Raw genomic sequence first — 21,346 nt, forward strand, 5'->3', positions numbered from 1 at the left:
GCAGGGCTGATCAGTCACCCGCAATCGACGTTGCCCGCTGAATCAGCGCCTGGCCTTTCTCTCCGGTCAGTTCGATAAAGCGTTGCCGGGCGGGCAGGCTCGCATCGCGGAAGGCCGCCCTTTCATCTTCCGTCAGCCGTACGACCCGGATACCGCCCTGTTCCAGTATGGTCTCCAGCCGCTCCTTGTTCAGGTCCTCCTGGAGAGTCCAGGCTTCCTCGGATAACTGTGCAATGGTTTCCTCCAGCCATTTCCGTTCCTGCGAGGGGAGTCCTCCGAACCAGTCCTCATTGGCCACAACAGATGCGATAAACCGTGAGGCCCTGGCCATGGTCATGACGTTCTGGACTTCATGGAACCCCATTTCCTCAATAGCAAACACCGGGTTGCTCTGGCCGTCGATGTTGCCGAGCTGGAGATCGCTGTATACCTGGGCGAAAGGCGTCTGTACGGGGTCAGCACCATAGCTTCGGAAAGCCTCTGCTGCGGTTTCCGAGGTCATGGTGCGAAATCTTAACCCCTGGAAATCGGCGGGGGTTCTCAGGGGGTTGTTGGCCGTCCAGGTCATCCAGCCTTCCGGCACGAACCCCAGCAGTTGCAGGCCAGCGTTGTGGTAGGCCGGTTCAAATGCGGAAATAAACTCGGGCGCCTCCAGAAGGCGACGGGCCGGTTCCTGTTCTTCCGGAAGCAGGAAGTGAAGATTAAAAAGGCCGGTTTCCGGAACGGTATCGGCCAGGTGGCCGGGCGAGGCAAAGGCCAGGTTGACTGAGCCGTTGCGAGTCAGTTCTGTCAGTTGGGCCGAGGTGCCCAAAGAGCCATAAGGAAAGACATCGACCTCAATCCTTCCAGCAGACAGCGCTTCGACCTGTTCCCTGAACTGCTGTGCGTAAAGATGCTGAACACTGCCTTCAATCTCTTCCAGGGCAAAGCGCCAGGTGACCGGATACTCTGGTTTGCCGTCCGCCGAACTCTGCGCGGCTGACGAGGAGCCATTGTCGGAGCAGCCGGTCAGCAGCATCACTGCCGCAGTGGCAACGAGGCTGAAGCTGAGAAGCGGGTGGCGTTTGGTCATTGTATTCAGGGCTCCAGAATCCGGCGCATTTGAGTCTAGAGGGAAAAGGTAACACAACAGACCGAGGAGAAAAGGCCGATGTGTAAACGCCAGACGAACAGCCACAAAAAAGCCCCGCCGAAGCGGGGCCAGACGACGAACCGGAGGCAGGAAATTTACATCAGAGCGTCAACGCGGTTGCGTACCTTCGGCTCACTGCTATAGGCGGTGGCAATGGCGTTATAGGTGGGGATATCGATACCCACGTCTTCGATCACCGAGACCATCTCGTCGTTGGCTTCCATCTGCAGTTCCTGGGCCTTCTGCTGAGACTCGGCTGATTCGATCTTCTCGATGTATTCTTCGCGCACTTCCATAACACCGGATTGTGCCTCAATGAATTGTTTCAGCTCAGCATCGCTGTAATTGGTGCTTTGGCTGCCTGCGGCGGCGGGGTTGCTGTAACCCGAGCCCTGTTCGGCCGGGGCCGGGTTCTGTTGTGCTATCACCGGTGCGGTTGCCAGCAGTGCCAGAGATGCGGTGATGGATACAAGCAGTTTGTTCATAGCTTTACTCCTGGTTTTAATGAGGCCGGCTCGGTCGTCCAGCCACAAACTTGTGAATGTCGATGTGACAGTAGCGATTCCCGTGCCAGGTTTTAATTTCTCTATAAAGTCAATAAAAACAGTGGTTTATGGGTTTTCTATGGTTAAAGCTCAGTAATCTGTCTTGTGGCAAAATGCCACATGTGGCAGAAAGGCTGTGACATTTCTGCAGAGTGGTGTTTATGGGAAAACGGGTGGGAGCACTGTTCCGGTCGCTGCAATTAACGTTGGTGCTCAGTATTGTAGTGCCGCTGCTGCTGTTCAGTGGCATTGCTATCTACATTGGCATGGGGGCGGTAGAGCGCGCTCTGAACGATCGCCTTCGTGAAGACCTGGAACTGGTGGCGCGAGCGGTCAGCGGGCCGGTGAGTAAGGCGCTGGCCGAAAGCGATGAACTGGTCCTGGGCGAATCCCTGAAATCCATCTTCCAGATCGGGCGCATTTCCGGGGCCTCGGTGTTTGACGCCGGGGGTGACCGGGTGGCCAGTCTCGGTGTTGCTGACTCCGATGTCACCAATAGCGCCAGCGCCGAAAAGGCAATCGCCAGTGGTGAGCTCGGGGGCGCGTTTCGCTGGGTGGATGGCGAGTCGGTGTTTTCCCAGTTCACGCCGCTGGTTGCGGAAGACGGGCGGATTCAGGGTTTGTTGCAGGTAACGCGGCAACGCAGTGATTTCCATGATCTGGTGGCCACCAGCCGTTGGTGGGCAGTGGTGATCTGGTCGATGATTGCGGCCACCATCATCCTCGTTGTCGTTCTGGGGCATTACCGCACCGTGGGGCGACATGTGAACCGTTTGCTGGAGAGCATGGCTTCTCTGCAACCGGGCGCCTGGCGGTTGGAGACATCGGAGGCAGGGCCACAGGAGCTGCGTCAGATTCAGCAGGGCATTCGTGCTCTGGGCGAACGAATGGCCGAGGCCGAGGCGGAAATCGAAGACAGGATTGCCCGGGAACGGGCCCTGGCAGAACAGCTGGAATACCAGGAGAAAGTGGCGATGATTGGCCGGGTCGCAGGCGGGGTAGCTCATGAGCTGGGGGCGCCTCTGAACGTTATTCAGGGCCGGGCCCGCATTCTGGCCAGGGCCGGGCTGGAGCAGGAGCAGCAACGGCATCTGGATGATATCGAACATCAGGTGGACCGGATGACCATGATTATCCAGCAACTGCTGGACTGTTTCCGGCATGTGCCCGAGTCCCGGCGACCCGTAAACCTGGCAGACATTCTCGAGGACGTCGTTACCCGCGCCCGTGAAGACAGGCGCTGCCAGGCGGTTTCGCTGCAAGCCGACGCTTTTGACAGGCCGATGCCGACACGGGCGGAGCCGCTCCGGGTTGGCCTGGCGTGTCTGAATGTGGTGAGAAATGCGTGTCAGGCTGGCCGGGAACAGGTCGCGCTCTCTGTCGGCGAGACCGGGGAGTTTTGGGTGTTCCGGGTCGAGGACGATGGCCCTGGTATACCGGCGGAGCATCACGCCAGGGTTTTCGAGCCGTTCTTCAGCACCCGCCCGGCTGGCGAAGGCACGGGGTTAGGGCTGGCAGTGGTTCAGAGTGTCATGAAAGAACACGGGGGGGCCGTTGAGGTGATTGATAGCGAGTTGGGTGGTTGTGGTATGGCGCTGTATTTTCCGAAAGAGGTGGGGCAATGAGCAGCCGGCCTGTCACGATCCTGCTGGTCGAAGATGACGCCAGCCTTGGCCAACTGCTGATGGAGGAGTTGGAAGTGGATGGATACCGCGTACGCAGGGTCAGTATGGTGGCCGAGGCGCGGACTGCTCTGGCAGACGAACGCCCGGGCCTGATCGTGTCGGATCTGCGCTTGCCCGATGGTGACGGTCTGGAGATTCTGTCGCTTCAGCAGGCCGAGCATCCCGGTATTCCCTTTATCGTGATTACCGCGTTTGGGACGGTGGACCAGGCGGTCGATGCTTTGAAGGCCGGCGCTGATGATTTTCTGACCAAGCCGCTCTCAACGGATCATCTCCGGTTAAAGATCAAACGGTTGCTGGCCCAGGCGGATCTGAACCGGCAGTTGGCGGAGTATCAGTCCGGGCGCGGCGGCGATGAAAGCATGGGCTTGATCGGCGGCAGTGCGATGATGGATCGCCTCAGGTCAGACATTCGCCAGGTTGCCCGCAGTCAGGCCGCGGTTCTGATTAATGGCGAAAGTGGAACCGGGAAAGAGCTGGTTGCGAGGGCAATCCACCAGCAAAGTGAGCGCTCAGCACGGCCGTTCCTTGCGGTGAATTGTGCCGGTATACCGCGAGACTTGATGGAAAGTGAATTCTTCGGTCACGAGGCTGGTGCTTTTACCGGTGCACGGCAGGCCCGTCGGGGGCTGTTTGCAGAGGCGAACGGTGGCACCTTGCTGCTGGACGAGATTGGTGAAATGCCATTGGCTCTGCAAGCCAAACTGCTTCGGGTGTTGCAGGAGGGCTGCATCAAACCAGTGGGAGCTGTCCATGAGGAAATGGTGGATGTTCGCATTCTGGCGGCAACTCATGTGGATTTGCTTCGGGCTGTTGAGCAGGGCCATTTCCGCGAAGACCTGTATTATCGTCTCGAAACCCTGTCGTTAACGGTGCCTCCCCTGAGGGAGCGGGATGAGGATGTTGAATTGCTGGCCATGCATTTTCTGGGTGAGGCAGCACGTCGTCACAGCCGGGGGTTCCTGAAGTTCAGTGACGTTACGTTAAGGATACTCCGCGATTATCCGTTTCCGGGCAATGTGCGTGAGCTGTCCAGTGCGATTGAGCGGGCGGTCACTTTTTGTGAAAGCGATACCATACAGCCCGAGCATTTGCCCGAACGCATCCGGAAGCGCCAGGGCGGGATTGTTCAGGCTGCCGTTGCCGCTTCGCCCGGGAAACTTTCCGAATGGCCCACCTTGGAGATGCTCCAGCAGGATTACGTGCGCCGGGTCATGGCTGCCGTTGATGGTAATAAACGCCGGGCGGCCCAGATACTCGGCATTAATCGCAGAACACTGTATCGCTGGCTGGAGTCGGATTTGGAGCATGGGCATGACTGATCAGAAACAGGCCATGATGTACGGCCTTGCCACGGTGCTGCTGTGGTCGACCGTTGCTACCGCCTTCAAATTGTCACTGGCGGATCTTGCGCCGGTTCAGATGCTGCTGGTGGCCTGTACCGCATCCATCGTCGTGATGGCGGCTATCCTCATGCTACAGGGGCGCTGGGGACTGGTGTTCCGTTTGCGGCGGGGCCAATACCTGCAGTCCATGCTGATGGGGCTGATCAATCCCTGTCTGTATTACTTTCTGCTGTTTGGCGCGTTCGACCGTCTGCCCGCCCAGGAGGCCCAGCCTCTGAACTACACCTGGGCACTGGTGCTGGCCTATCTGTCGGTGCCGTTTCTGGGGCAGAAACTGCGCAGGATCGATATTCTGGCGGGGTTGGTGTGTTACGCCGGAGTGGTAGTGATCGCCACCCGCGGTGCCGTAACCTCGCTCTCATTCTCGGACCCCCTCGGTGTCTCGCTGGCGTTGGGCAGCACGCTGGTTTGGGCGTCTTACTGGATTATTGCCACCCGGGATACCCGGGACCCGGTGGTAGGCCTGTTTCTGAATTTTCTATTTGGACTGCCGGTCATTGTGCTGGTGTGCTGGCAGACGGCGGGGTTGGTCATGCCGGTCGGGAGTTCGATGGCCGCTGCGGTTTACGTCGGCGTTTTTGAAATGGGCATAGCCTTTGTGCTGTGGTCCCAGGCCATGAAAAAAGCAGAAAACACCTCGAAAGTGAGCAATCTGATTTTTATCTCGCCTTTTCTGTCCCTGGTGTTTATCTACTTCATTCTGGGCGAAGTTATTCTCACCTCGACCTACGTCGGGCTGGTGCTGATCATTGCGGGATTATGGCTGCAGCAGAAGAAAGTCCGTGACCGGGAGCAGGCGTTGAACCATGGCTGAGAACTGGTATCTGTACCTTGTTCGCACCGCATCGGGTAGCCTCTACACCGGAATTGCCACAGATGTGGAGCGGCGGTTTGCCGAGCATCAGGCGGGGGCACCTAAAGGTGCCCGGAGCCTGAGAGGTAAAGGGCCGTTAACCCTGGAGTTCCATGTACCTGCCGGCGACAGGAGCCGCGCCTCCCGACTGGAATGGCAGGTCAAGCGCTGGCCCAAGGTTCGAAAGGAAGCTTTGATCCGGGGTGTCGTCAGGCTTGAAGATGATGCCTGATGTGGCGCCCGGCAACGGCCAGTGCTTCTCTGGCCCGGTCAAGCTGCGCGGCGTGCACCTGGAATACATGCCAGAGATTGTTGTAGATCTCCAGCGTGGTTTCCACGTGTTCCTGTTTGGCCGCCTCCGCTAATCGACGGGCGTCGTTGAGCAGAACTTCCTGGCTTCCGACCTGAATCAGCAGGGGAGGCAGGCCACTCAGGTCGCCGTAGACAGGCGACACCAGCGGGTGCGTCAAAGGCACGCCGTTGGCATACATTTTCGCGGCTTTGAAGGTCCAGGCAGCGTGCAGGACCGGTTCACATTCCGGAGTGTAAAGATCCTTTTCTGACAGATCTGTCCAGGGCGAGAAGCAGGTGACGGATGAGGGTAGTGGATGACCGTGGTCCCGCAATCGCATGGCCAGTACCACCGACAGACCGCCGCCGGCGGAATCTCCGGCCAGGGCAATGGAGCCGGGGCTTACTCCCTGGTTGATCAAGGCCAGATATACGGCTTCGGCATCGTCTGGAGCGGCGGGAAACGGGTGCTCCGGCGCCAGCCGGTAATCCGGGATCAGTACGTCGCAGCCAGAGAATTTGGCCAGATGGCCGGCAATGCCCCGGTGGGTATCGGCAGAGCCCATAACATAGCCTCCGCCGTGAAAATACAGTACGGTGCCGCCAGAACGGTCTTTCGGGGAGGCGCGCAGAACCGGTACCTCGCCCAGGTCTTCCCACGCGAAACTGACGTCTTTAGGCGGGTAGGATGTTCGATAAGCTTCCCGGGTGTATCGGCGCTGCACCGATAACGGAAACGCCCGGGACAGGACGGGCTTCACAAAACGGTGCATGGTCCCTCTCAACCCGGCCTCAAGAAGCGGCTGGAACATCTGTGTTCTCCCTTGTGAATGCGTTAGGATGACTGGCATTTATGGATTCATGACAGGCGTTTAACTCTACGTGTACTGGAAAACAGATACCATAGAAATACCGAATTGGGACAGACATTCCCTGCTGGACCGTCTGGAACCGTTTGATCCGTCCGCCAGCCGGGAACTGAGTTCCGAGATGGAGGCGTATTGCCGGTTCTATGGCCTTGATCTTTGGGTTGAGCATCCGGATGTGGTCTACCATCAGGGGTACATCTGTGCCGAGCGGCATGAAGTGATGGTGCATTACTTCCGGCTGCCGGAGAGCGCCAGCCCGAAAGGCACGGTGTTCATTCTGCATGGTTATTTTGATCATGTGGGTCTGTATACCCAATTGATTGACCGCTGTCTTGGTGCAGGCTTCGATGTTCTGGCCTACGATCAGCCCGGGCACGGATTGTCGAGTGGCACGCCGGCCGCCATTGGCAGTTTCCTGGAGTACCAGGCCGTACTGTCGGAAGTAATGGCGAAGGTCAGGGACAAGATTCGGGGGCCCTGGTACGCAGTGGGGCAGAGTACGGGTGGCGCAATATTGATTGACTACCTGCTGTCGAACCACCACAACCGGGAGTCCTCGGCGTTCCGCAAAGTGGTGTTGCTGGCGCCACTGGTAAGGCCTATGGGCTGGCTGGGGGCAAAGATTCTCCACAGTCTGGTCAAACCGTTCCTGACTCGCTGGAAACGGGTATTCGGCCCGAACAGTGGCGATACCCGCTTTCTTCGGTTCCTGCGGGAACACGACCCGTTGCAGGCAAGAGCGGTTCATGTCGATTGGGTGACTGCATTGCGACAATGGGTGCCGCACATTGAGTCGGCGAGGCCGGTGGATTTTCCGGTCACCGTGGTGCAGGGTGAGAAGGATCTGACGGTAGACTGGCAGCACAATCTGAGGATTATCCGGAATAAATTTTCCTCAGTGAAGGAACGAAGAATACCGGACGGTCGTCATCATCTTGTGAACGAAGCGCAGGATTTGCAGGCGACGGTATTCAATACCATTATCGATACATTCTCGGAGTAAGCAGTGGCTGTAGTGCCAAAAGCTCCGGACCAACGATTACAGAAGCGGGAGAAGACAGTGAAAAAGACAATTCTTGCCTTTGCGGTAGCAACTGTTGGCCTGAGTGGCTGTATGACCTATGACCCGTATACCGGGGAAGAGAAAACTTCGAACGCCACCAAGGGCAGTATTATTGGCGCGATCGGTGGTGCTGCTATTGGCGCAGCAACCTCCAGCAGCAGTGATCGTGGCAAAGGCGCACTGATTGGTGCCGCTGGCGGTGCGGCCGTGGGTGGCGGTATCGGCTACTACATGGATCGCCAGGAAGCCCAGCTGCGCCAGAAGCTGGAAGGTACCGGTGTTCGCGTCGTCCGTAATGGTGACCAGATCGACCTGATCATGCCGGGTAACATCACCTTTGATACGGATCAGTCCACCATCCGTTCCGGTTTTACCGGCACTCTTGAGTCTGTGGCTCTGGTTCTGAAAGAGTTCGACAAAACCATCATCCAGATTGAAGGCCATACTGACAGCACCGGTTCAGACAGCTACAACCAGCTGTTGAGCGAGCGTCGCGCGTCTTCTGTCCGTGACTTCCTGTTGAATCAGGGCATTGAGCCCCGTCGTACCCGGGCCACCGGTTATGGCGAGCGCTACCCGATTGCTTCCAACGATACGGCGGCTGGTCGTGAGCAGAACCGTCGCGTTGAGCTGACGCTGGTGCCGATGCAGTAATATCCTGCTCAGCATTCAACAAAAAAAGCCCCGGTTTATGCCGGGGCTTTTTGCTTTCTGGCTGTCGCAATCAGTTGGTGTTGCTCGGCAGCCATTCGTCGATTCGCTTCTTCAGATCCTCCAGCTGATCTTCGCCGGAGTCCTTGAGTTCGCCCAGTTTGCTTCGGGCAGTCTCGATGTGGTCTTCAACGGCCTGAATGCGCTCTGAAAACTCTCTCTGAATTTCGGCTTCCGCTTGGTCATCCTTTGCCTTGGCCATCTTTTCGTCGGCTTCGGCACGCAGGCTGTCGATCTGTTTGCTCCAGTACTCGGTCTGGGTTTCCAGTTTCTTCTGCAGAGATTCCTTCAAGGACATAATTACCTCCATGCTGGGCCTGTTCCGGCCCGGTTTGAATGACTGGTACTTTTCAGCATGGCTACGTATGGCCGAATCTCAAGGGCGGCAGCATGAAGTTTTGTTGAAATGCGGCGTTGTGGCCCGAAATGGCATAAAAAAACCGGAGCTCCCAGGGGGATGCTCCGGTTCTTGAAGGCAGCTGTCTGTCAGAACAGTACGCGGCAGCGAATAGTGCCTTTTACCTGGCGGAGCTTTTCCAGCGCCAGCTCACCGTAGGCCTTGTCCACATCGACCACCACATAACCAATATCTTCCTTGGTTTGCAGGTACTGGCCACAGACGTTGATGCCGTTTTCGGAGAACACCTGGTTGATTTCCGACATTACGCCCGGCACGTTCTCGTGAATGTGCAGCAGGCGGTGCTGGTTCGGGTGCGACGGCAGCGCCACTTCCGGGAAGTTCACCGAAGAAACGGAGGTGCCGTTGTCGCTGTACATGGCCAGCTTCTCGGCCACTTCGCGCCCGATGTTTTCCTGGGCTTCAATGGTTGAGCCACCCACGTGCGGAGTCAGGATGCAGTTGTCGAACTCGCGCAGTGGCGAGACAAACTCTTCGTCGTTGGATTTGGGCTCCACCGGGAATACGTCGATGGCCGCGCCCAGCAGTTTACCGGAGCTCAGCGCATCGGCCAGGGCGTCGATATCCACCACGGTACCGCGGGAAGCGTTCATCAGAATGCTGCCCGGCTTCATCTGGGCAAACTGCTCGGCCTTGAACATGTATTTGGTTGCCGGAGTCTCCGGTACGTGCAGGGAAACCACATCGGAAATGTTCAGCAGTTCCTGCAGCGTGCCCACTTGCGTGGCGTTACCAATCGGCAGTTTGGAAACCACGTCGTAGAAATAGACGTCCATTCCCAGGCTTTCGGCCAGCACGCTGAACTGGGTGCCGATGTTGCCGTAACCGATGATGCCAAGCTTCTTACCACGAATTTCGTAGCTGTTCTTGGCGGATTTCAGCCACTCGCCACGGTGGGCTTTGGCGTTCTTTTCCGGCACGCCGCGCAGCAGCAGGATGGCCTGGGCCAGAACCAGTTCTGCCACGGAACGGGTGTTGGAGAAAGGCGCGTTGAACACGGCCACGCCACGGCGGGTCGCGGCCTGCAGGTCAACCTGGTTGGTGCCGATACAGAAGCAGCCCACAGCCACCAGCTTCCTGGCGGCTTCAAATACTTTCTCGGTCAACTGGGTGCGAGAGCGGATACCAACGAAGTGCGCATCGGCAATCTTCTCGATCAGCTCTTCCTCACCCAATGAATGGGTCAGATACTCGATATTGGTGTAACCCGCGGCATTCAGGGTATCAATGGCAGATTGATGCACGCCTTCCAGCAGCAGGATCCGGATTTTGCTCTTTTCGAGAGACGTATTTGACATGGGCTTGCTTCCGAACCTTTCGTCACGTGAAATGACCTGCAGCCAGGGATCGTCGGCCTGGCTCACAGAACAGGGGCGGTATGATACCATAAACGCAGATTTTCACAGCGCGCCGGTTTGCCTGAATCAATTCTTTGTGAGTGATCTCTGAACAGGCCCTGGCCCAACTTCGAAGAGACTGACACATCCATGAGTTCCGAACAGATCATCGCTTCCCTTAAAGAGCTGGTTGCCACCTCCGAAAACCCGGGCAAGGTTCTCACCGATCCTGCGGATCTGGACAATTACGGCAAGGACTGGACCAAAATCTACCCGCCCAAGCCGCTGGCCATTGTCCTGCCGAAAACCACGGAGCAGGTGCAGGCGCTGGTGAAGTTTGCCAATGACAATCAGGTGGCTCTGGTACCTTCGGGCGGACGTACCGGCCTGAGTGCCGGCGCCGTGGCCGCCAATGGCGAAGTGGTGGTAGCGTTCGACAACATGAACCAGATTCTGGATTTCAACGCCAGTGATCGCACCGTACGTTGCCAGGCCGGGGTGGTGACCGAGCAACTGCAGACCTTTGCCGAAGAAAACGGCCTGTACTATCCGGTGGATTTTGCCTCCGCCGGGTCGAGCCAGCTCGGTGGCAACCTGTCCACCAATGCCGGCGGCATCAAGGTCATTCGCTGGGGCATGAGCCGGGACTGGGTTGCCGGACTGAAAGTGGTGACCGGTAAAGGTGATGTGCTGGATCTGAACAAGGATCTGGCCAAGAACAACACCGGCTACGATCTGCGACATCTGTTCATCGGTGCCGAGGGCACCCTGGGTTTCATTACCGAAGCCACCATGAAGCTTACCCGCAAGCCGGATGACCTGACCGTGCTGGTGCTGGGCCTGAACGACCTCACCAACACCATGGATGTCTTGCAGGCTTTCCAGAAAAAACTGGATCTGACCGCCTACGAGTTTTTCTCTCACCAGGCCATGGGGCATGTACTGGCCCACGGCCAGGTTCAGGCACCGTTCGAGACCGAGGCGCCATATTATGCGTTGCTGGAGTTCGAGGCTGTTTCTGATCAGGTAATGGACGATGCCATGGCACTGTTTGAGCAGTGTGTGGAAGAAGGCTGGGTGCTGGATGGCGTCATCAGCCAGAGTGAAACCCAGGCACAGAACCTTTGGCAGCTGCGCGAGCGGATTTCCGAATCCATCGCGCCGCGAATTCCCTACAAGAACGATATTTCGGTGGTGGTTTCCAAGGTGCCGGGCTTCCTCCAGGAAATCGACAACGTGGTTACCGAACATTACCCGGACTTCGAGATCATCTGGTTCGGCCACATTGGTGACGGCAACCTGCACCTGAACATCCTCAAACCGGAGGACATGGCGAAGGAAGATTTCTTCGAAAAATGCCAGCAGGTGAACAAGTGGGTATTTGAAATTGTCGAGCGTTATCAGGGCAGTGTCTCTGCTGAGCACGGTGTGGGCATGACCAAGAAACCCTACCTGCAGTACACCCGCAGCGAGGCGGAAATTGCCTACCTGCGCGGTATCAAGCAGGTGTTCGATCCCAATAACATCATGAACCCGGGCAAGATCTTCGACTGATGCAAGAGCACATTGTTGTACTCACCGGCGCTGGAATCAGCGCCGAAAGCGGCCTCTCCACCTTCCGGGACAACGGTGGGCTGTGGGAGCAGCACAGTGTGTACGACGTGGCCACGCCGGAGGCGTTCGAGCGCAACCGGGATCTGGTGCTGAGGTTCTATAACGAGCGCAGGCGGCAACTTCAAACCGTCCAGCCCAATCCTGCGCACCGCTTGCTGGCGGAGCTGGAAAGCCGTTTTCAGGTGACCGTGGTCACCCAGAATGTGGACGACCTGCATGAGCGCGGCGGTTCGAGCAATGTGCTGCACCTGCACGGTGAACTCACCAAGGCCCGCAGTTCCACCTATCCGGACCTCATTTACGACATCGGCTACAACGACATCAATCCCGGGGATACCTGTGATCGCGGTGCCCAGCTTCGGCCCCATATCGTCTGGTTCGGCGAAGAAGTCCCGATGCTGGATGCGGCGGCAGAGGTGGTGCGCACCGCAGATCAGTTGCTGATTGTGGGTACGTCGCTGCAGGTATATCCGGCGGCAGGGCTGGTCTACGAGGTGGACATTGATGTGCCCATCACGGTGATTGATCCCGGCGAACCTGCGTCCGTCTCCCGGGCACGCGTGATTCGCAAAGGGGCCTCGGAAGGGGTGCGGGAGTGGGTTTCGCGTTATTTGTGAACTTGGCGTTAGCCTCGGAGGTATTTCTCCAGTTCACTTCTGAATGCTGCCTGGACACCTAAGCGTTTTAGCATCCAGTAATGCCCCGCAATCATCCGGTCTATGAAAATACTCTCGACCGGTGGTTTGAAGTAATCCAGGTATTTGAATACCGTGCTGGTTTTGGCGGCCACGTGTTTATGGATATCGGCCTCGGCGAAGTCGTAGGGCTCATCGTTCAGGAACGGGATGATCAGGATATCCCTCCACATGGCGTAATAGGCTTCATCGACCGCCGGTTGGCTGTCCACGCGAGCGCCCAGGTCGATCAGGTACTGGTCCAGGGCCTGGTAGTCCTCATCCAGCGCTGCGATCAAGGCTTTGCGGTAGGCTTCGACAATCTCCGGTTTGAGTTTCTTCACGCAGCCGAAGTCATACATGATAATGGTGCCATCCGGCCGGTAGGCGAAATTGCCCGCGTGAGGGTCGCCGTGAATGCACTGGAACCGGAACAGCTGATCGGCCATGATCGTGAAAATCCGGTGGCCAATCAGGTTGAGGGTTTCCTGGGAGTAGTGTTCCGGCGTGACCTTGCTGACGTGGTCGCCCTCCACCAGCCCCAGGGTGAGGACCCGACGGGTTGAATGGCTGTCGACCACCTCCGGGATGATCACCCACGGCTGATCTTTGTGGAATTCGTGGAACAGCTTGAGGTTTCGCGCCTCGTTCTCGTAATCCAGCTCTTCCTTCAGTCGCACCCGGATTTCGCCGAACAGCTGGTCAACCGTCTCCTTGGGCATTTTCAGCAGGCCGCCGAGCTTCAGGGCCAGTCGTAGCTGTTTGAGGTCGGAGTCGCAGGATTCATCCACGCCGGGGTATTGCACTTTCACGATCACATCCGTGCCATCGTGCAGGCGGGCGCGGTGTACCTGGCCGATGGAGGCAGAGGCGTAGGGTGTTTCCTGCAGGTATTCAAACAGCTCGCCAACCGGCTTGCCCAGCTCACTTTCCACCTGTTCCAGAATCACCTCGAATGGCATCGGTGGTGCTTCTTTCTGGAGTTTTTCCAGCGCGTCCGAGAATTCTTTGGGCAGGAAGTCCTGGGTCTGGGAGGCTATCTGCCCCACCTTCATCACCGCCCCCTTGAGCTCGCCCAGGGTATCGGCAATTTGCCCGGCCATCCGGGTGTAGCTTTCGCTCTGGGCGCCTTCGTCATTTTCGGTGCGGAACATGCGCCGCGCTCTCTGGCCGGCGTACTGGCCCGCCACCGTGGCGGTCATGCCTGCGAGTTTGAAGAAGCGTCCTGTGCGTGAAGTAACGGGTTTCCTGGCCATGGTAGTGCCTGTTCTACGGGAAGTTTGTAGCTCGTCTGAATATCCGTATCCGTGTTGCGTTCAGACCACTGTGGTCTCCACAAATAACACATCTTCCAGCTCCAGGGACAGAGTCTGGCCGCTGACAAGCGGGCCAACGCCTTTGGGCGTGCCAGTCAGCACCACATCGCCGGGTAACAGGGTGAACTGGGTGCTCATATGAGCAATCAGGGGCACGATCGGGTTCAGCATGTCGCCGGTATTCCCGGTCTGCTGGCGCTGGCCGTCGATATCCAGTGTGAAGTTCAGGTTGCCCTTGGCAAGTTGGTCGGCGGCAACGAACGGTGAAAGCGGGCAGGCGCCGTCGAAGGCCTTTGCGCGCTCCCAGGGGTGTCCCTTTTCTTTCAGGCTGCTTTGCACGTCCCGCAAGGTGAGGTCCAGGGCCAGGCCATAACCGAGAATGGCACTTTCCACTTCGCTGGCGGAGGCATTGGTCAGGGGGCGGCCGATAAGTACGGCCAGTTCGGTTTCAAAGTGCACCGCACCCTGGCCTCTGGGGTAGACCAGCGGGCGGGTGATATGAACCGCTGCGGTGGAGGGTTTGATAAACAGCAGCGGTTCTTCCGGTACCGGGTTGTTCAGCTCCCGGGCGTGTTCGGCGTAGTTGCGCCCCACACAAACGATTTTGCCAAGGGGAAGATGAACCGGTGTTCCATCTTTCCAGTGATGCTGATAATCGCCCATGGTGGCGCCTCCGCTCAGTCTCCTTCGAATGAGCAGACAGTATAAACCTGCAGACCTTCTTCCTGCAGCTTGCGTGAGCCACCCAGATCCGGCAGATCAATCATGGCTGCGACCTCTACGATTTCAGCACCGATACGGCGGATCAGACGGGTTGCGGCCAGCATGGTGCCGCCAGTGGCAATCAGATCGTCCACCAGGATGACCTTGTCGCCGGGTTTGAAAGCGTCTTCGTGCAGCTCGACGGAAGCCGTGCCGTATTCCAGTTCGTAGTCTTCCACCAGGGTGTCGAAGGGCAGTTTGCCCTTCTTGCGCACGAGTACCAGAGACGCATTCAGCTCGTAGGCCAGCGCCGAGCCAATAATGAAGCCCCGGGCATCGACGGCGGCAACCGCATCAATGTGCTGGCCATGGTAGCGATGGACAAAGGCATCGATCAGTTTACGAAATGCCGTTTTGTCCTGAAGGACCGTGGTGATGTCCCGGAAGGAGACGCCGGGTTTGGGCCAGTCCGGCACAGTGCGGATGGCTTTCTTGATGCTCTCGGAAAAATAGTCCATGGGCGGATCCGGTGATTACTCTGGGCGCCGCTCAGGCGGCGTCCAGGAACATGAATTTCAGAACAAATACAACGGCAATGGTAACGACGCTGGCGTTAAGATCGGACCAGCGGCCAGACAACGCCTTGATCACGGCGTAGGTGATGAAACCCAGGGCAATGCCGTTTGCAATAGAGAAGGTCAGCGGCATGGTCAGTGCCGTGACGATCGCTGGTGCGGCGTCGGTGATGTCATCCCAATCGATCAGTTTGAGGCCGCTTGCCATCAGCACGGCGACGTAGAACAGGGCCGGTGCGGTCGCATAGGCAGGGATGATGCTCGCGATCGGTGACAGCAGCAAACAGGCGAGGAAAAGCAGGGCCACGACAACAGCCGTCAGTCCTGTGCGACCACCGGCGGAAATGCCAGCGGTTGATTCGATATAGCTGGTGGTGGTTGAGGTACCCAGGGCTGCGCCTGACATGGTTGCGACGGAATCCGACATCAGAGCTCGTCCGAGACGGGGCAGCTTGCCATCTTTATCCAGCAATCCACCACGCTGGGCTGCTCCGACCAGGGTGCCGGAGGTATCGAAAAGATCCACGAACAGAAAGGCAAAGATAATGCTGATCATGCCAACATTCAGTGCGCCGGCCAGATCAAGTTGCATAAAGGTGGGGGCAAGGCTGGGTGGGGCAGACACAAAACCTTTGTATTCCACCATGCCAAGCATCATGGCGGCCACGGTAACAGCAAGGATGCCGATCATCACGGCGCCAGTGATTCTGCGGAATGAAAGTGCACAGATCAGTACGAATCCTGCGAAGAACAGCAGGCTCTCAGCCACTTTGATGTCGCCCAGACCCACAAGGGTCGCAGGGTTATCTACCACGATGCCGGCGTTTTTCAGTGCGATCAGAGCAAGAAAGAATCCGATGCCGGCGGAAATGCCAAAGCGTAAGGACATCGGAATGCTGTTGATGATCCATTCCCGGATCTTGACCACACTCAGAATGAAGAAAATAAACCCGGAGAGAAAGACAGCGCCCAGCGCCACTTCCCAGCTGTATCCCATACTGCCGACGACCGTGAACGAGAAAAAAGCGTTCAGGCCCATGCCGGGGGCCAGGGCAATTGGATAGTTTGCCCAGAGGCCCATAATCAGCGTACCGATGGTTGCGGCCAGACAGGTAGCCACGAAAACGGCTCCGAAATCCATGCCGGTGGACGACAGGATGCTGGGGTTGACCACGATGATGTAGGCCATGGTCAGGAAGGTGGTAATGCCAGCTACCACTTCTTTACGGACAGTGGTGCCGTGGGCCTGGAGTTGGAACAGTCGTTCAAGCATGACTTGGGTCTGCCTCTAGAATGCCTGGATTAGGGAGTTTGAAAGTCAGTTTGCGTGCGGAAAACGTGAATTGGGTGAAAAAACGGCAATGTTACCGGCTCAGGCGCCTCACGCCAAGGGATGATTCAGAGTTCAGTTCAGCATCTGGTCTCGTTGCAGGCGGATATCAAAGCGCACCGCGAGCATGCGAACAATCACGATAAACAGCAGGCCAATAGTCAGCGCCATGGATTCGCTCTCCAGCAACCACTGGCACACAAAGTACAGCCAGCAACCGGCGAAGGCGATAGAGGCGTAGATCTGGTCCTTGCGGAAAATAAAGGGAACTTCGTTGCACAGGGTGTCACGCAGGGCGCCGCCGAAGCAGCCTGTCATTACACCCAGCATGGAAGCGATAAACCAGGAGTGGCCCAGATCGAGAGCCAGTTGCGCACCGAGAATGGAAAAAATGCCAAGGCCGATGGCGTCCGGGAAGACGATTCTCGATTCTTTCAGGGAATGGGCCCGGCTCCAGTAGCTGAACACGATTGCCATGGCCAGGATCATAATCGGCTGCTCCTGGTGCTTGATCCAGTACAGCGGGTGATTGTCCATGATCAGATCCCGCAATGTGCCGCCACCCAGAGCGGTAATAAAACCGATGGCAAAAACACCCACCGGATCCATGTTTTTGGACCGGGCGACGATCATGCCGGAAATGGCAAACGCCACAACGCCAATCATTTCAAGAGTATAGATGATGTCAAACATGGGGCAGCTCTGATTTGACGAAATTCGGTCCGGGGCGTGGGTGAAAGGCTGGAAGAATAGCGGAATTCGTCCCGGGATTCATCTTCAGGCGTTGATGGCCGATTCGGCCAATGTGATCTGTTGCGCGACAGTTACGCGTATCACTGCCTTGTTTCCCGTTTGATTGATCCGGAGTACTGCAATATGGCCCTGATGCGACTCGCCTACGCCAGCGAAGCAACGTTTGAAGCCCAGCCCCTGGAAAAGGGTGTCGAACCCCACGTGGCCAGAATTCTCATGGTGTCCCGAAGAAATAACGGTCGGGCAGGCCTGGTTGGTGGCTTGTATTATGGCGACAACCGGTTTTTCCAGTACCTTGAGGGCGAGGAAGAATTTGTCCGGGAAACCTTCGAGCGAATCCGCCAGGACTCTCGCCACCGCAATATCCGCATGCTGATTGAAGAGCCGCTGGACGTCCCGACCTTCTCCAACTGGTCGATGAAATATGTACCCCTGTCATCCGACGTGCAGGCCTTTCTGGACAAGCACCAGTTACCGGACTTCAACCCGGCGACGTTCTCCAGCCACCAGTGTGAGGAAATGATTGGCCTGATTCGGCGCTCTAGCGAAGACCAGAAACTGGTCAATCACGACGAGGACAGCCCAGCCCGGGTTCAACACTCACAAACCCTGTCTACCGGCGTCAGGTATGGGCTTCTGGCCGCCGGTGTGATGATCATCGTCGCCGTGGTAGCGGGCGCTGTACTGTTCTGAATTCGCCAGCTTATCAGCCGGGCTTATTGCCATGAATAAGCAGCCTTGATTTGCTTCACGGGCTCTGTGCGTTTAGCTTGATCCGGGTCAATTACAACATCAAATCAGACCCGCCCTGACGTCATCAGGGTAAGACAGACAGCCCAGGAGCAACCATGAAAGCCATTCTGTGCAAAGAATATGGTCCGGCAGAGAATCTGGTTATCGAAGACATTGCCAGCCCGGACGTAAAAGGCAGCGGCGTAAAAATCCGGGTCAAGGCTGCAGGCCTGAACTTCCCGGACACCCTGATCATTCAGGGCAAATACCAGTTCCAGCCGCCCATGCCGTTTTCCCCCGGTGGCGAACTGTCCGGTGAAGTGCTTGAAGTGGGCGAGAAAGTCAGCCGTTTCAAACCCGGAGACCGGGTAGCCGCTCTGACCGGCTGGGGTGCGTTTGCCGAAGAAGTGGTTGCTCCGGAAGCCAACCTGTTGCCAATTCCGGACTCTATGTCCGATGAGAAAGCAGCGGCTTTCATGATGGTGTATGGCACCTCCTATTATGCGCTGAAACAGCGAGGCAACCTGCAGCCCGGCGAAACCCTGCTGGTACTCGGCGCCAGCGGCGGCGTCGGCCTGGCGGCGGTGGAGCTGGGCAAGGCTATGGGCGCGAAAGTGATCGCGGCGGCCAGCTCTGCTGAAAAACTCGCGGTGGCCAGGGAGGCCGGTGCTGATGAACTGGTGAACTACACCGAGGAATCGCTGAAAGATGCGGTGAAGAAACTGACGAAGGGCAAAGGTGTGGATGTCATTTATGACCCGGTCGGCGGAGATTTCACCGAACAGGCCCTGCGCACCATGGGCTGGAACGGCCGCCATCTGGTGATCGGCTTTGCCGCAGGGGATATCCCCAAGATTCCTGCGAACCTGACGCTGCTCAAGGGCTGTTCTGTGGTAGGCGTGTTCTGGGGTAGTTTCACCCAGCGCGAGCCGCAGACCAGCGCCCAGAACATGATGGAGCTGTTGCAGATGTATGCCGACGGCAAGATCGATCCCAAGGTCAGCGAAGTGTTCCCGTTCGAGGAATATGCGGCGGCGCTTGGGGCACTCACGGGGCGTCGGGCCACTGGCAAGATCGTTTTGCGGGTTGAAGAATAGTTCTTGGAGCCTGAGGGATAGCCTCCCTCCTAGCCTTTAGGTTTCGGTGTGGCCCGCGCTGGGGAACGCTTCCAAAAAACCGCTACAAGCACATCCATGTGCGCTTATTTCGGGCCATCCATGGCCCTCAAAATTTTTTGGAAGCGTTCCCCATCACGGCCGGTCAGCTTCACAGTAATAGTCAGGGAGAAAAGCTAGGTTTTTCAGTAAACTGACTATCACTCCTTGGCTCGGAAGTGAGTGCGGGGTGCCCCTCCCAAAAATGTCGGAGGCCATGGATGGCCGGAGAGAAGCGCACATGGATGTGCTTGTAGCGGTTTTTGGGAGGGGCACCCCGTACTCACTGTCACCAAGCGTTGCAGGCTAGGTTATGAGGCCCCTCTCCAAAAGTCAGGATCAAAACCGAACATCCCCCGAATCAATATCCGAGACTAGCTCCGGAGTCAGCAAAGTATAACCGGACGAACCGGGCAGCCAGGCGTACACATCGTCTTCCGACCGCTCCAGAGAATAGCCGAGCTTCTGGATGTCCACCTTCCGGTACTTGAACGTTCCCGTCTTCTCGATGGCATTGGTCACCCGCACAAACACCGGCACCGCATAGGCCGGCAGATTCTCCTGCAGATAGTCAAACAGCTTGTTGATATCGAAGGACGAACCATTGGACTGAGGCACCAGCGTTACCATGCCCGCCTTGCCGTTGGTTTTGGGAATCTCGACACCGTACACAATGGCTTCCTCCACCATGCCGGAGCCATCAATGATATTTTCCACCTCCGTTGTCGACACGTTCTCTCCCTTCCAGCGGAAGGTGTCGCCCATGCGATCGACAAACTGCAGGTGACGGCAGCCGATTTCTTTTAATACATCACCGGTATTGAACCAGGCATCGCCTTTCTTGAAACCATCGCGCAGGATGGATTTCTCGGTGGCTTCCTTCTGGGTGTAGCCCTCGAATGCCCACTTCTTGTTGATCTCCCCGATCAACAGGCCGGGCTGGCCTTTTTCCACTTCCTCCAGACGGCCCTTGTCGTTGCGGATCGGGTCCCGGGTGCCTTCGTGGTACTTGACCAGTTTGTAGGGCGCGGTGGAGAAGCCCACGGTGTTGTCCATGTTGAAAAAGTTGCTGAAGCCGATATTGCCTTCTGATGAGGCATACAGTTCAGCCACTTTGTCGATGCCAAAGCGTTCCTTGAATTCTTTCCAGATGGAGGGGCGCAGGCCGTTGCCGATCATTTTGGTCAGGCCGTGGTTGCGGTCCTGGCTGCCGGGAGGTTGATTCAGCAGGTAGCGGCACAGCTCGCCCACGTAGCCGAAGGTGGTGGCGTTGTAGCGGCGGACGTCGTCCCAGAAGGCGCTGGCGGAGAATTTTCGGCGCAGGGCGATGGCAGAGCCACCGGCGAGGACCGAGCCCCAGCACACCAGCAGGGCGGTGCCATGATACAGCGGTAGTGTACAGTACAGAACGTCTTCCGGTTCCATGGCCAGGGAGAGCATGCCAAAGCCGCCGTAGGCTTTGATAAATTTGCGATGTGAACCGGGCGCCGCCTTGGGCAGGCCTGTGGTGCCTGAGGTGTAAAGATACACGGCGGTATCGCCCATGGTTACCGGGTTGCTCAGGACCGGGCGGGTTGAGGGTCGGCGGCTGACTTCCAGGGCCAGATTGACGTAGCCCTCCGGCGCGTCACCAAAGGTGTTCAGAGTGTTGCCGTCATGCAGGTAGAGCAGGGGATGCGTGTGCCGGAGCTGAACCTCTCCACGAACCGACTCGGCATTGTCGATCAGTCCGCTACCAACCACCAGCAGTCGTGGCTCGATCAGGTTGATACTGTGGGCCAGCACTTTGCCTTTCTGGGAGGTGTTCAGCATGGCGCAGGCCACGCCGACCTTGGCTGCGCCAACCACGGTCGCCAGTAGTTCCGGTCGGTTTTCCAGCAGTACCGCAATGGCATCGCCCTTTACCAGCCCCTGATCTTTCAGGTAATGGGCAATTCGATTGCTCCAGGCATCCAGTTCTGCCCAGGTAATGCTGCGATCATCGAATAGAATGGCAGGGCGCGTGGGGTGTTTGTCAGCGTTGCGCTCTACCAGCTTGCCAAGGGTCAGCTCTTTTTTGTCGTCCTTTACCCGGTAGTAGTAAAGCCCTTTTGCCACGAAGGGAAATTTTTTCAGAACCGTGGGCAGGCTGCGCATGATGTCGCGTGCGGTTACGATGTCTTGGCTCATGGTGCGTCCGTTTCAGT

21 protein-coding genes are annotated in these 21,346 nt (G+C 57.5%); 10 read left to right on the top strand and 11 right to left on the bottom strand.

Going from position 1 to position 21,346, the window contains the following annotated elements; genetic code table 11:
• Window positions 1-10 precede the first annotated feature (10 nt).
• Entirely contained in the window at window positions 11-1,072 is a 1,062-nt protein-coding gene (dctP, locus tag ACAM27_RS07615; RefSeq protein WP_141067171.1) for a TRAP transporter substrate-binding protein DctP, read from the bottom strand.
• Between the two features lie 155 nt (window positions 1,073-1,227).
• On the bottom strand, window positions 1,228-1,617 hold the full coding sequence (locus tag ACAM27_RS07620) for a DUF4168 domain-containing protein (protein WP_014422193.1): 390 nt from the start codon (window positions 1,615-1,617) through the stop codon (window positions 1,228-1,230).
• A gap of 221 nt (window positions 1,618-1,838) precedes the next feature.
• Here ACAM27_RS07620 and ACAM27_RS07625 point away from each other — a divergent pair, with 221 nt between their 5' ends.
• From ACAM27_RS07625 to ACAM27_RS07640, 4 genes are read left to right on the top strand one after another with little or no spacing between them, the layout of a single operon-like run.
• Window positions 1,839-3,302 carry an ATP-binding protein gene (locus tag ACAM27_RS07625; protein ID WP_223268789.1) on the top strand — a complete coding sequence of 488 codons (1,464 nt, stop codon included), beginning with the start codon at window positions 1,839-1,841 and terminating at the stop codon, window positions 3,300-3,302.
• Window positions 3,299-4,684: a sigma-54 dependent transcriptional regulator gene (locus tag ACAM27_RS07630; RefSeq protein WP_222196920.1), complete on the top strand. Its 1,386-nt coding sequence runs from the start codon at window positions 3,299-3,301 to the stop codon at window positions 4,682-4,684. Before ACAM27_RS07625 ends, ACAM27_RS07630 begins: the two co-directional genes overlap by 4 nt.
• On the top strand, window positions 4,677-5,582 hold the full coding sequence (locus ACAM27_RS07635; protein WP_036219955.1) for a DMT family transporter: 906 nt from the start codon (window positions 4,677-4,679) through the stop codon (window positions 5,580-5,582). The genes ACAM27_RS07630 and ACAM27_RS07635 overlap by 8 nt, the downstream gene beginning before the upstream one ends.
• Complete coding sequence (locus tag ACAM27_RS07640; protein ID WP_014422188.1) at window positions 5,575-5,853, top strand: GIY-YIG nuclease family protein; 279 nt, start codon at window positions 5,575-5,577, stop codon at window positions 5,851-5,853. The genes ACAM27_RS07635 and ACAM27_RS07640 overlap by 8 nt, the downstream gene beginning before the upstream one ends.
• On the opposite strand, the gene ACAM27_RS07645 is transcribed toward ACAM27_RS07640, so the two are convergent.
• Window positions 5,831-6,724, bottom strand: a complete 894-nt coding sequence (locus ACAM27_RS07645) for an alpha/beta hydrolase (RefSeq protein WP_141067174.1) — start codon at window positions 6,722-6,724, stop codon at window positions 5,831-5,833. The two genes, ACAM27_RS07640 and ACAM27_RS07645, sit on opposite strands and share 23 nt — an antisense overlap.
• Window positions 6,725-6,794: 70 nt before the next feature.
• Between ACAM27_RS07645 and ACAM27_RS07650 the strand changes: the two genes are divergently transcribed.
• Window positions 6,795-7,784, top strand: a complete 990-nt coding sequence (locus ACAM27_RS07650) for an alpha/beta hydrolase (RefSeq protein WP_011786266.1) — start codon at window positions 6,795-6,797, stop codon at window positions 7,782-7,784.
• Between the two features lie 57 nt (window positions 7,785-7,841).
• Window positions 7,842-8,498, top strand: a complete 657-nt coding sequence (locus ACAM27_RS07655; RefSeq protein ID WP_014422186.1) for an OmpA family protein — start codon at window positions 7,842-7,844, stop codon at window positions 8,496-8,498.
• 70 nt (window positions 8,499-8,568) lie between these two features.
• Here the strand turns inward: ACAM27_RS07655 and ACAM27_RS07660 are convergent, their stop codons facing one another.
• Window positions 8,569-8,853, bottom strand: coding sequence for a hypothetical protein (locus ACAM27_RS07660; RefSeq protein WP_011786264.1), 285 nt, complete (start codon window positions 8,851-8,853; stop codon window positions 8,569-8,571).
• Window positions 8,854-9,041: 188 nt separating this feature from the next.
• Window positions 9,042-10,271, bottom strand: a complete 1,230-nt coding sequence (serA, locus tag ACAM27_RS07665) for a phosphoglycerate dehydrogenase (protein WP_011786263.1) — start codon at window positions 10,269-10,271, stop codon at window positions 9,042-9,044.
• Between the two features lie 189 nt (window positions 10,272-10,460).
• Here serA and ACAM27_RS07670 point away from each other — a divergent pair, with 189 nt between their 5' ends.
• Together ACAM27_RS07670 and ACAM27_RS07675 are read left to right on the top strand one after the other, a co-directional pair.
• Window positions 10,461-11,864, top strand: a complete 1,404-nt coding sequence (locus ACAM27_RS07670) for an FAD-binding oxidoreductase (protein ID WP_014422184.1) — start codon at window positions 10,461-10,463, stop codon at window positions 11,862-11,864.
• Window positions 11,864-12,541 carry an NAD-dependent deacylase gene (locus ACAM27_RS07675; protein ID WP_141067175.1) on the top strand — a complete coding sequence of 226 codons (678 nt, stop codon included), beginning with the start codon at window positions 11,864-11,866 and terminating at the stop codon, window positions 12,539-12,541. The genes ACAM27_RS07670 and ACAM27_RS07675 overlap by 1 nt, the downstream gene beginning before the upstream one ends.
• 8 nt (window positions 12,542-12,549) lie before the next feature.
• Here the strand turns inward: ACAM27_RS07675 and ACAM27_RS07680 are convergent, their stop codons facing one another.
• The 5 genes from ACAM27_RS07680 to ACAM27_RS07700 form a co-directional block, all read right to left on the bottom strand.
• On the bottom strand, window positions 12,550-13,854 hold the full coding sequence (locus tag ACAM27_RS07680; protein ID WP_011786260.1) for an AarF/ABC1/UbiB kinase family protein: 1,305 nt from the start codon (window positions 13,852-13,854) through the stop codon (window positions 12,550-12,552).
• Window positions 13,855-13,914: 60 nt separating this feature from the next.
• A complete protein-coding gene (locus tag ACAM27_RS07685) occupies window positions 13,915-14,577 on the bottom strand; it encodes a fumarylacetoacetate hydrolase family protein (RefSeq protein WP_022991437.1) in 663 nt (220 codons plus the stop codon).
• Window positions 14,578-14,591: 14 nt separating this feature from the next.
• Window positions 14,592-15,134, bottom strand: coding sequence for an adenine phosphoribosyltransferase (locus ACAM27_RS07690; RefSeq protein WP_011786258.1), 543 nt, complete (start codon window positions 15,132-15,134; stop codon window positions 14,592-14,594).
• Window positions 15,135-15,165: 31 nt separating this feature from the next.
• On the bottom strand, window positions 15,166-16,464 hold the full coding sequence (locus tag ACAM27_RS07695) for an NCS2 family permease (RefSeq protein ID WP_369612797.1): 1,299 nt from the start codon (window positions 16,462-16,464) through the stop codon (window positions 15,166-15,168).
• 132 nt (window positions 16,465-16,596) lie between these two features.
• Window positions 16,597-17,214, bottom strand: coding sequence for a trimeric intracellular cation channel family protein (locus ACAM27_RS07700; RefSeq protein WP_011786256.1), 618 nt, complete (start codon window positions 17,212-17,214; stop codon window positions 16,597-16,599).
• 183 nt (window positions 17,215-17,397) lie between these two features.
• Between ACAM27_RS07700 and ACAM27_RS07705 the strand changes: the two genes are divergently transcribed.
• Together ACAM27_RS07705 and ACAM27_RS07710 are read left to right on the top strand one after the other, a co-directional pair.
• Complete coding sequence (locus ACAM27_RS07705) at window positions 17,398-17,967, top strand: BLUF domain-containing protein (protein WP_222534445.1); 570 nt, start codon at window positions 17,398-17,400, stop codon at window positions 17,965-17,967.
• A gap of 155 nt (window positions 17,968-18,122) precedes the next feature.
• Entirely contained in the window at window positions 18,123-19,103 is a 981-nt protein-coding gene (locus tag ACAM27_RS07710; protein ID WP_369612798.1) for an NADPH:quinone oxidoreductase family protein, read from the top strand.
• Between the two features lie 396 nt (window positions 19,104-19,499).
• On the opposite strand, the gene ACAM27_RS07715 is transcribed toward ACAM27_RS07710, so the two are convergent.
• A complete protein-coding gene (locus ACAM27_RS07715) occupies window positions 19,500-21,329 on the bottom strand; it encodes a long-chain-acyl-CoA synthetase (protein WP_369612799.1) in 1,830 nt (609 codons plus the stop codon).
• Window positions 21,330-21,346: the final 17 nt, after the last annotated feature.

The sequence above is a fragment of the Marinobacter sp. RI1 genome (assembly GCF_041155085.1).
In the GTDB taxonomy this organism is placed as follows: Bacteria; Pseudomonadota; Gammaproteobacteria; order Pseudomonadales; family Oleiphilaceae; genus Marinobacter; species Marinobacter nauticus.

Excerpts from the sequence above, each read along its gene's own strand:
- dctP (WP_141067171.1), bottom strand. The coding sequence starts at position 1,072 with ATGACCAAACGCCACCCGCTTCTCAGCTTCAGCCTCGTTGCCACTGCG.
- ACAM27_RS07620 (WP_014422193.1), bottom strand. The coding sequence starts at position 1,617 with ATGAACAAACTGCTTGTATCCATCACCGCATCTCTGGCACTGCTGGCA.
- ACAM27_RS07625 (WP_223268789.1), top strand. The coding sequence starts at position 1,839 with ATGGGAAAACGGGTGGGAGCACTGTTCCGGTCGCTGCAATTAACGTTG.
- ACAM27_RS07630 (WP_222196920.1), top strand. The coding sequence starts at position 3,299 with ATGAGCAGCCGGCCTGTCACGATCCTGCTGGTCGAAGATGACGCCAGC.
- ACAM27_RS07635 (WP_036219955.1), top strand. The coding sequence starts at position 4,677 with ATGACTGATCAGAAACAGGCCATGATGTACGGCCTTGCCACGGTGCTG.
- ACAM27_RS07640 (WP_014422188.1), top strand. The coding sequence starts at position 5,575 with ATGGCTGAGAACTGGTATCTGTACCTTGTTCGCACCGCATCGGGTAGC.
- ACAM27_RS07645 (WP_141067174.1), bottom strand. The coding sequence starts at position 6,724 with ATGTTCCAGCCGCTTCTTGAGGCCGGGTTGAGAGGGACCATGCACCGT.
- ACAM27_RS07660 (WP_011786264.1), bottom strand. The coding sequence starts at position 8,853 with ATGTCCTTGAAGGAATCTCTGCAGAAGAAACTGGAAACCCAGACCGAG.
- serA (WP_011786263.1), bottom strand. The coding sequence starts at position 10,271 with ATGTCAAATACGTCTCTCGAAAAGAGCAAAATCCGGATCCTGCTGCTG.
- ACAM27_RS07670 (WP_014422184.1), top strand. The coding sequence starts at position 10,461 with ATGAGTTCCGAACAGATCATCGCTTCCCTTAAAGAGCTGGTTGCCACC.
- ACAM27_RS07675 (WP_141067175.1), top strand. The coding sequence starts at position 11,864 with ATGCAAGAGCACATTGTTGTACTCACCGGCGCTGGAATCAGCGCCGAA.
- ACAM27_RS07680 (WP_011786260.1), bottom strand. The coding sequence starts at position 13,854 with ATGGCCAGGAAACCCGTTACTTCACGCACAGGACGCTTCTTCAAACTC.
- ACAM27_RS07685 (WP_022991437.1), bottom strand. The coding sequence starts at position 14,577 with ATGGGCGATTATCAGCATCACTGGAAAGATGGAACACCGGTTCATCTT.
- ACAM27_RS07690 (WP_011786258.1), bottom strand. The coding sequence starts at position 15,134 with ATGGACTATTTTTCCGAGAGCATCAAGAAAGCCATCCGCACTGTGCCG.
- ACAM27_RS07695 (WP_369612797.1), bottom strand. The coding sequence starts at position 16,464 with ATGCTTGAACGACTGTTCCAACTCCAGGCCCACGGCACCACTGTCCGT.
- ACAM27_RS07700 (WP_011786256.1), bottom strand. The coding sequence starts at position 17,214 with ATGTTTGACATCATCTATACTCTTGAAATGATTGGCGTTGTGGCGTTT.
- ACAM27_RS07705 (WP_222534445.1), top strand. The coding sequence starts at position 17,398 with ATGGCCCTGATGCGACTCGCCTACGCCAGCGAAGCAACGTTTGAAGCC.
- ACAM27_RS07710 (WP_369612798.1), top strand. The coding sequence starts at position 18,123 with ATGAAAGCCATTCTGTGCAAAGAATATGGTCCGGCAGAGAATCTGGTT.
- ACAM27_RS07715 (WP_369612799.1), bottom strand. The coding sequence starts at position 21,329 with ATGAGCCAAGACATCGTAACCGCACGCGACATCATGCGCAGCCTGCCC.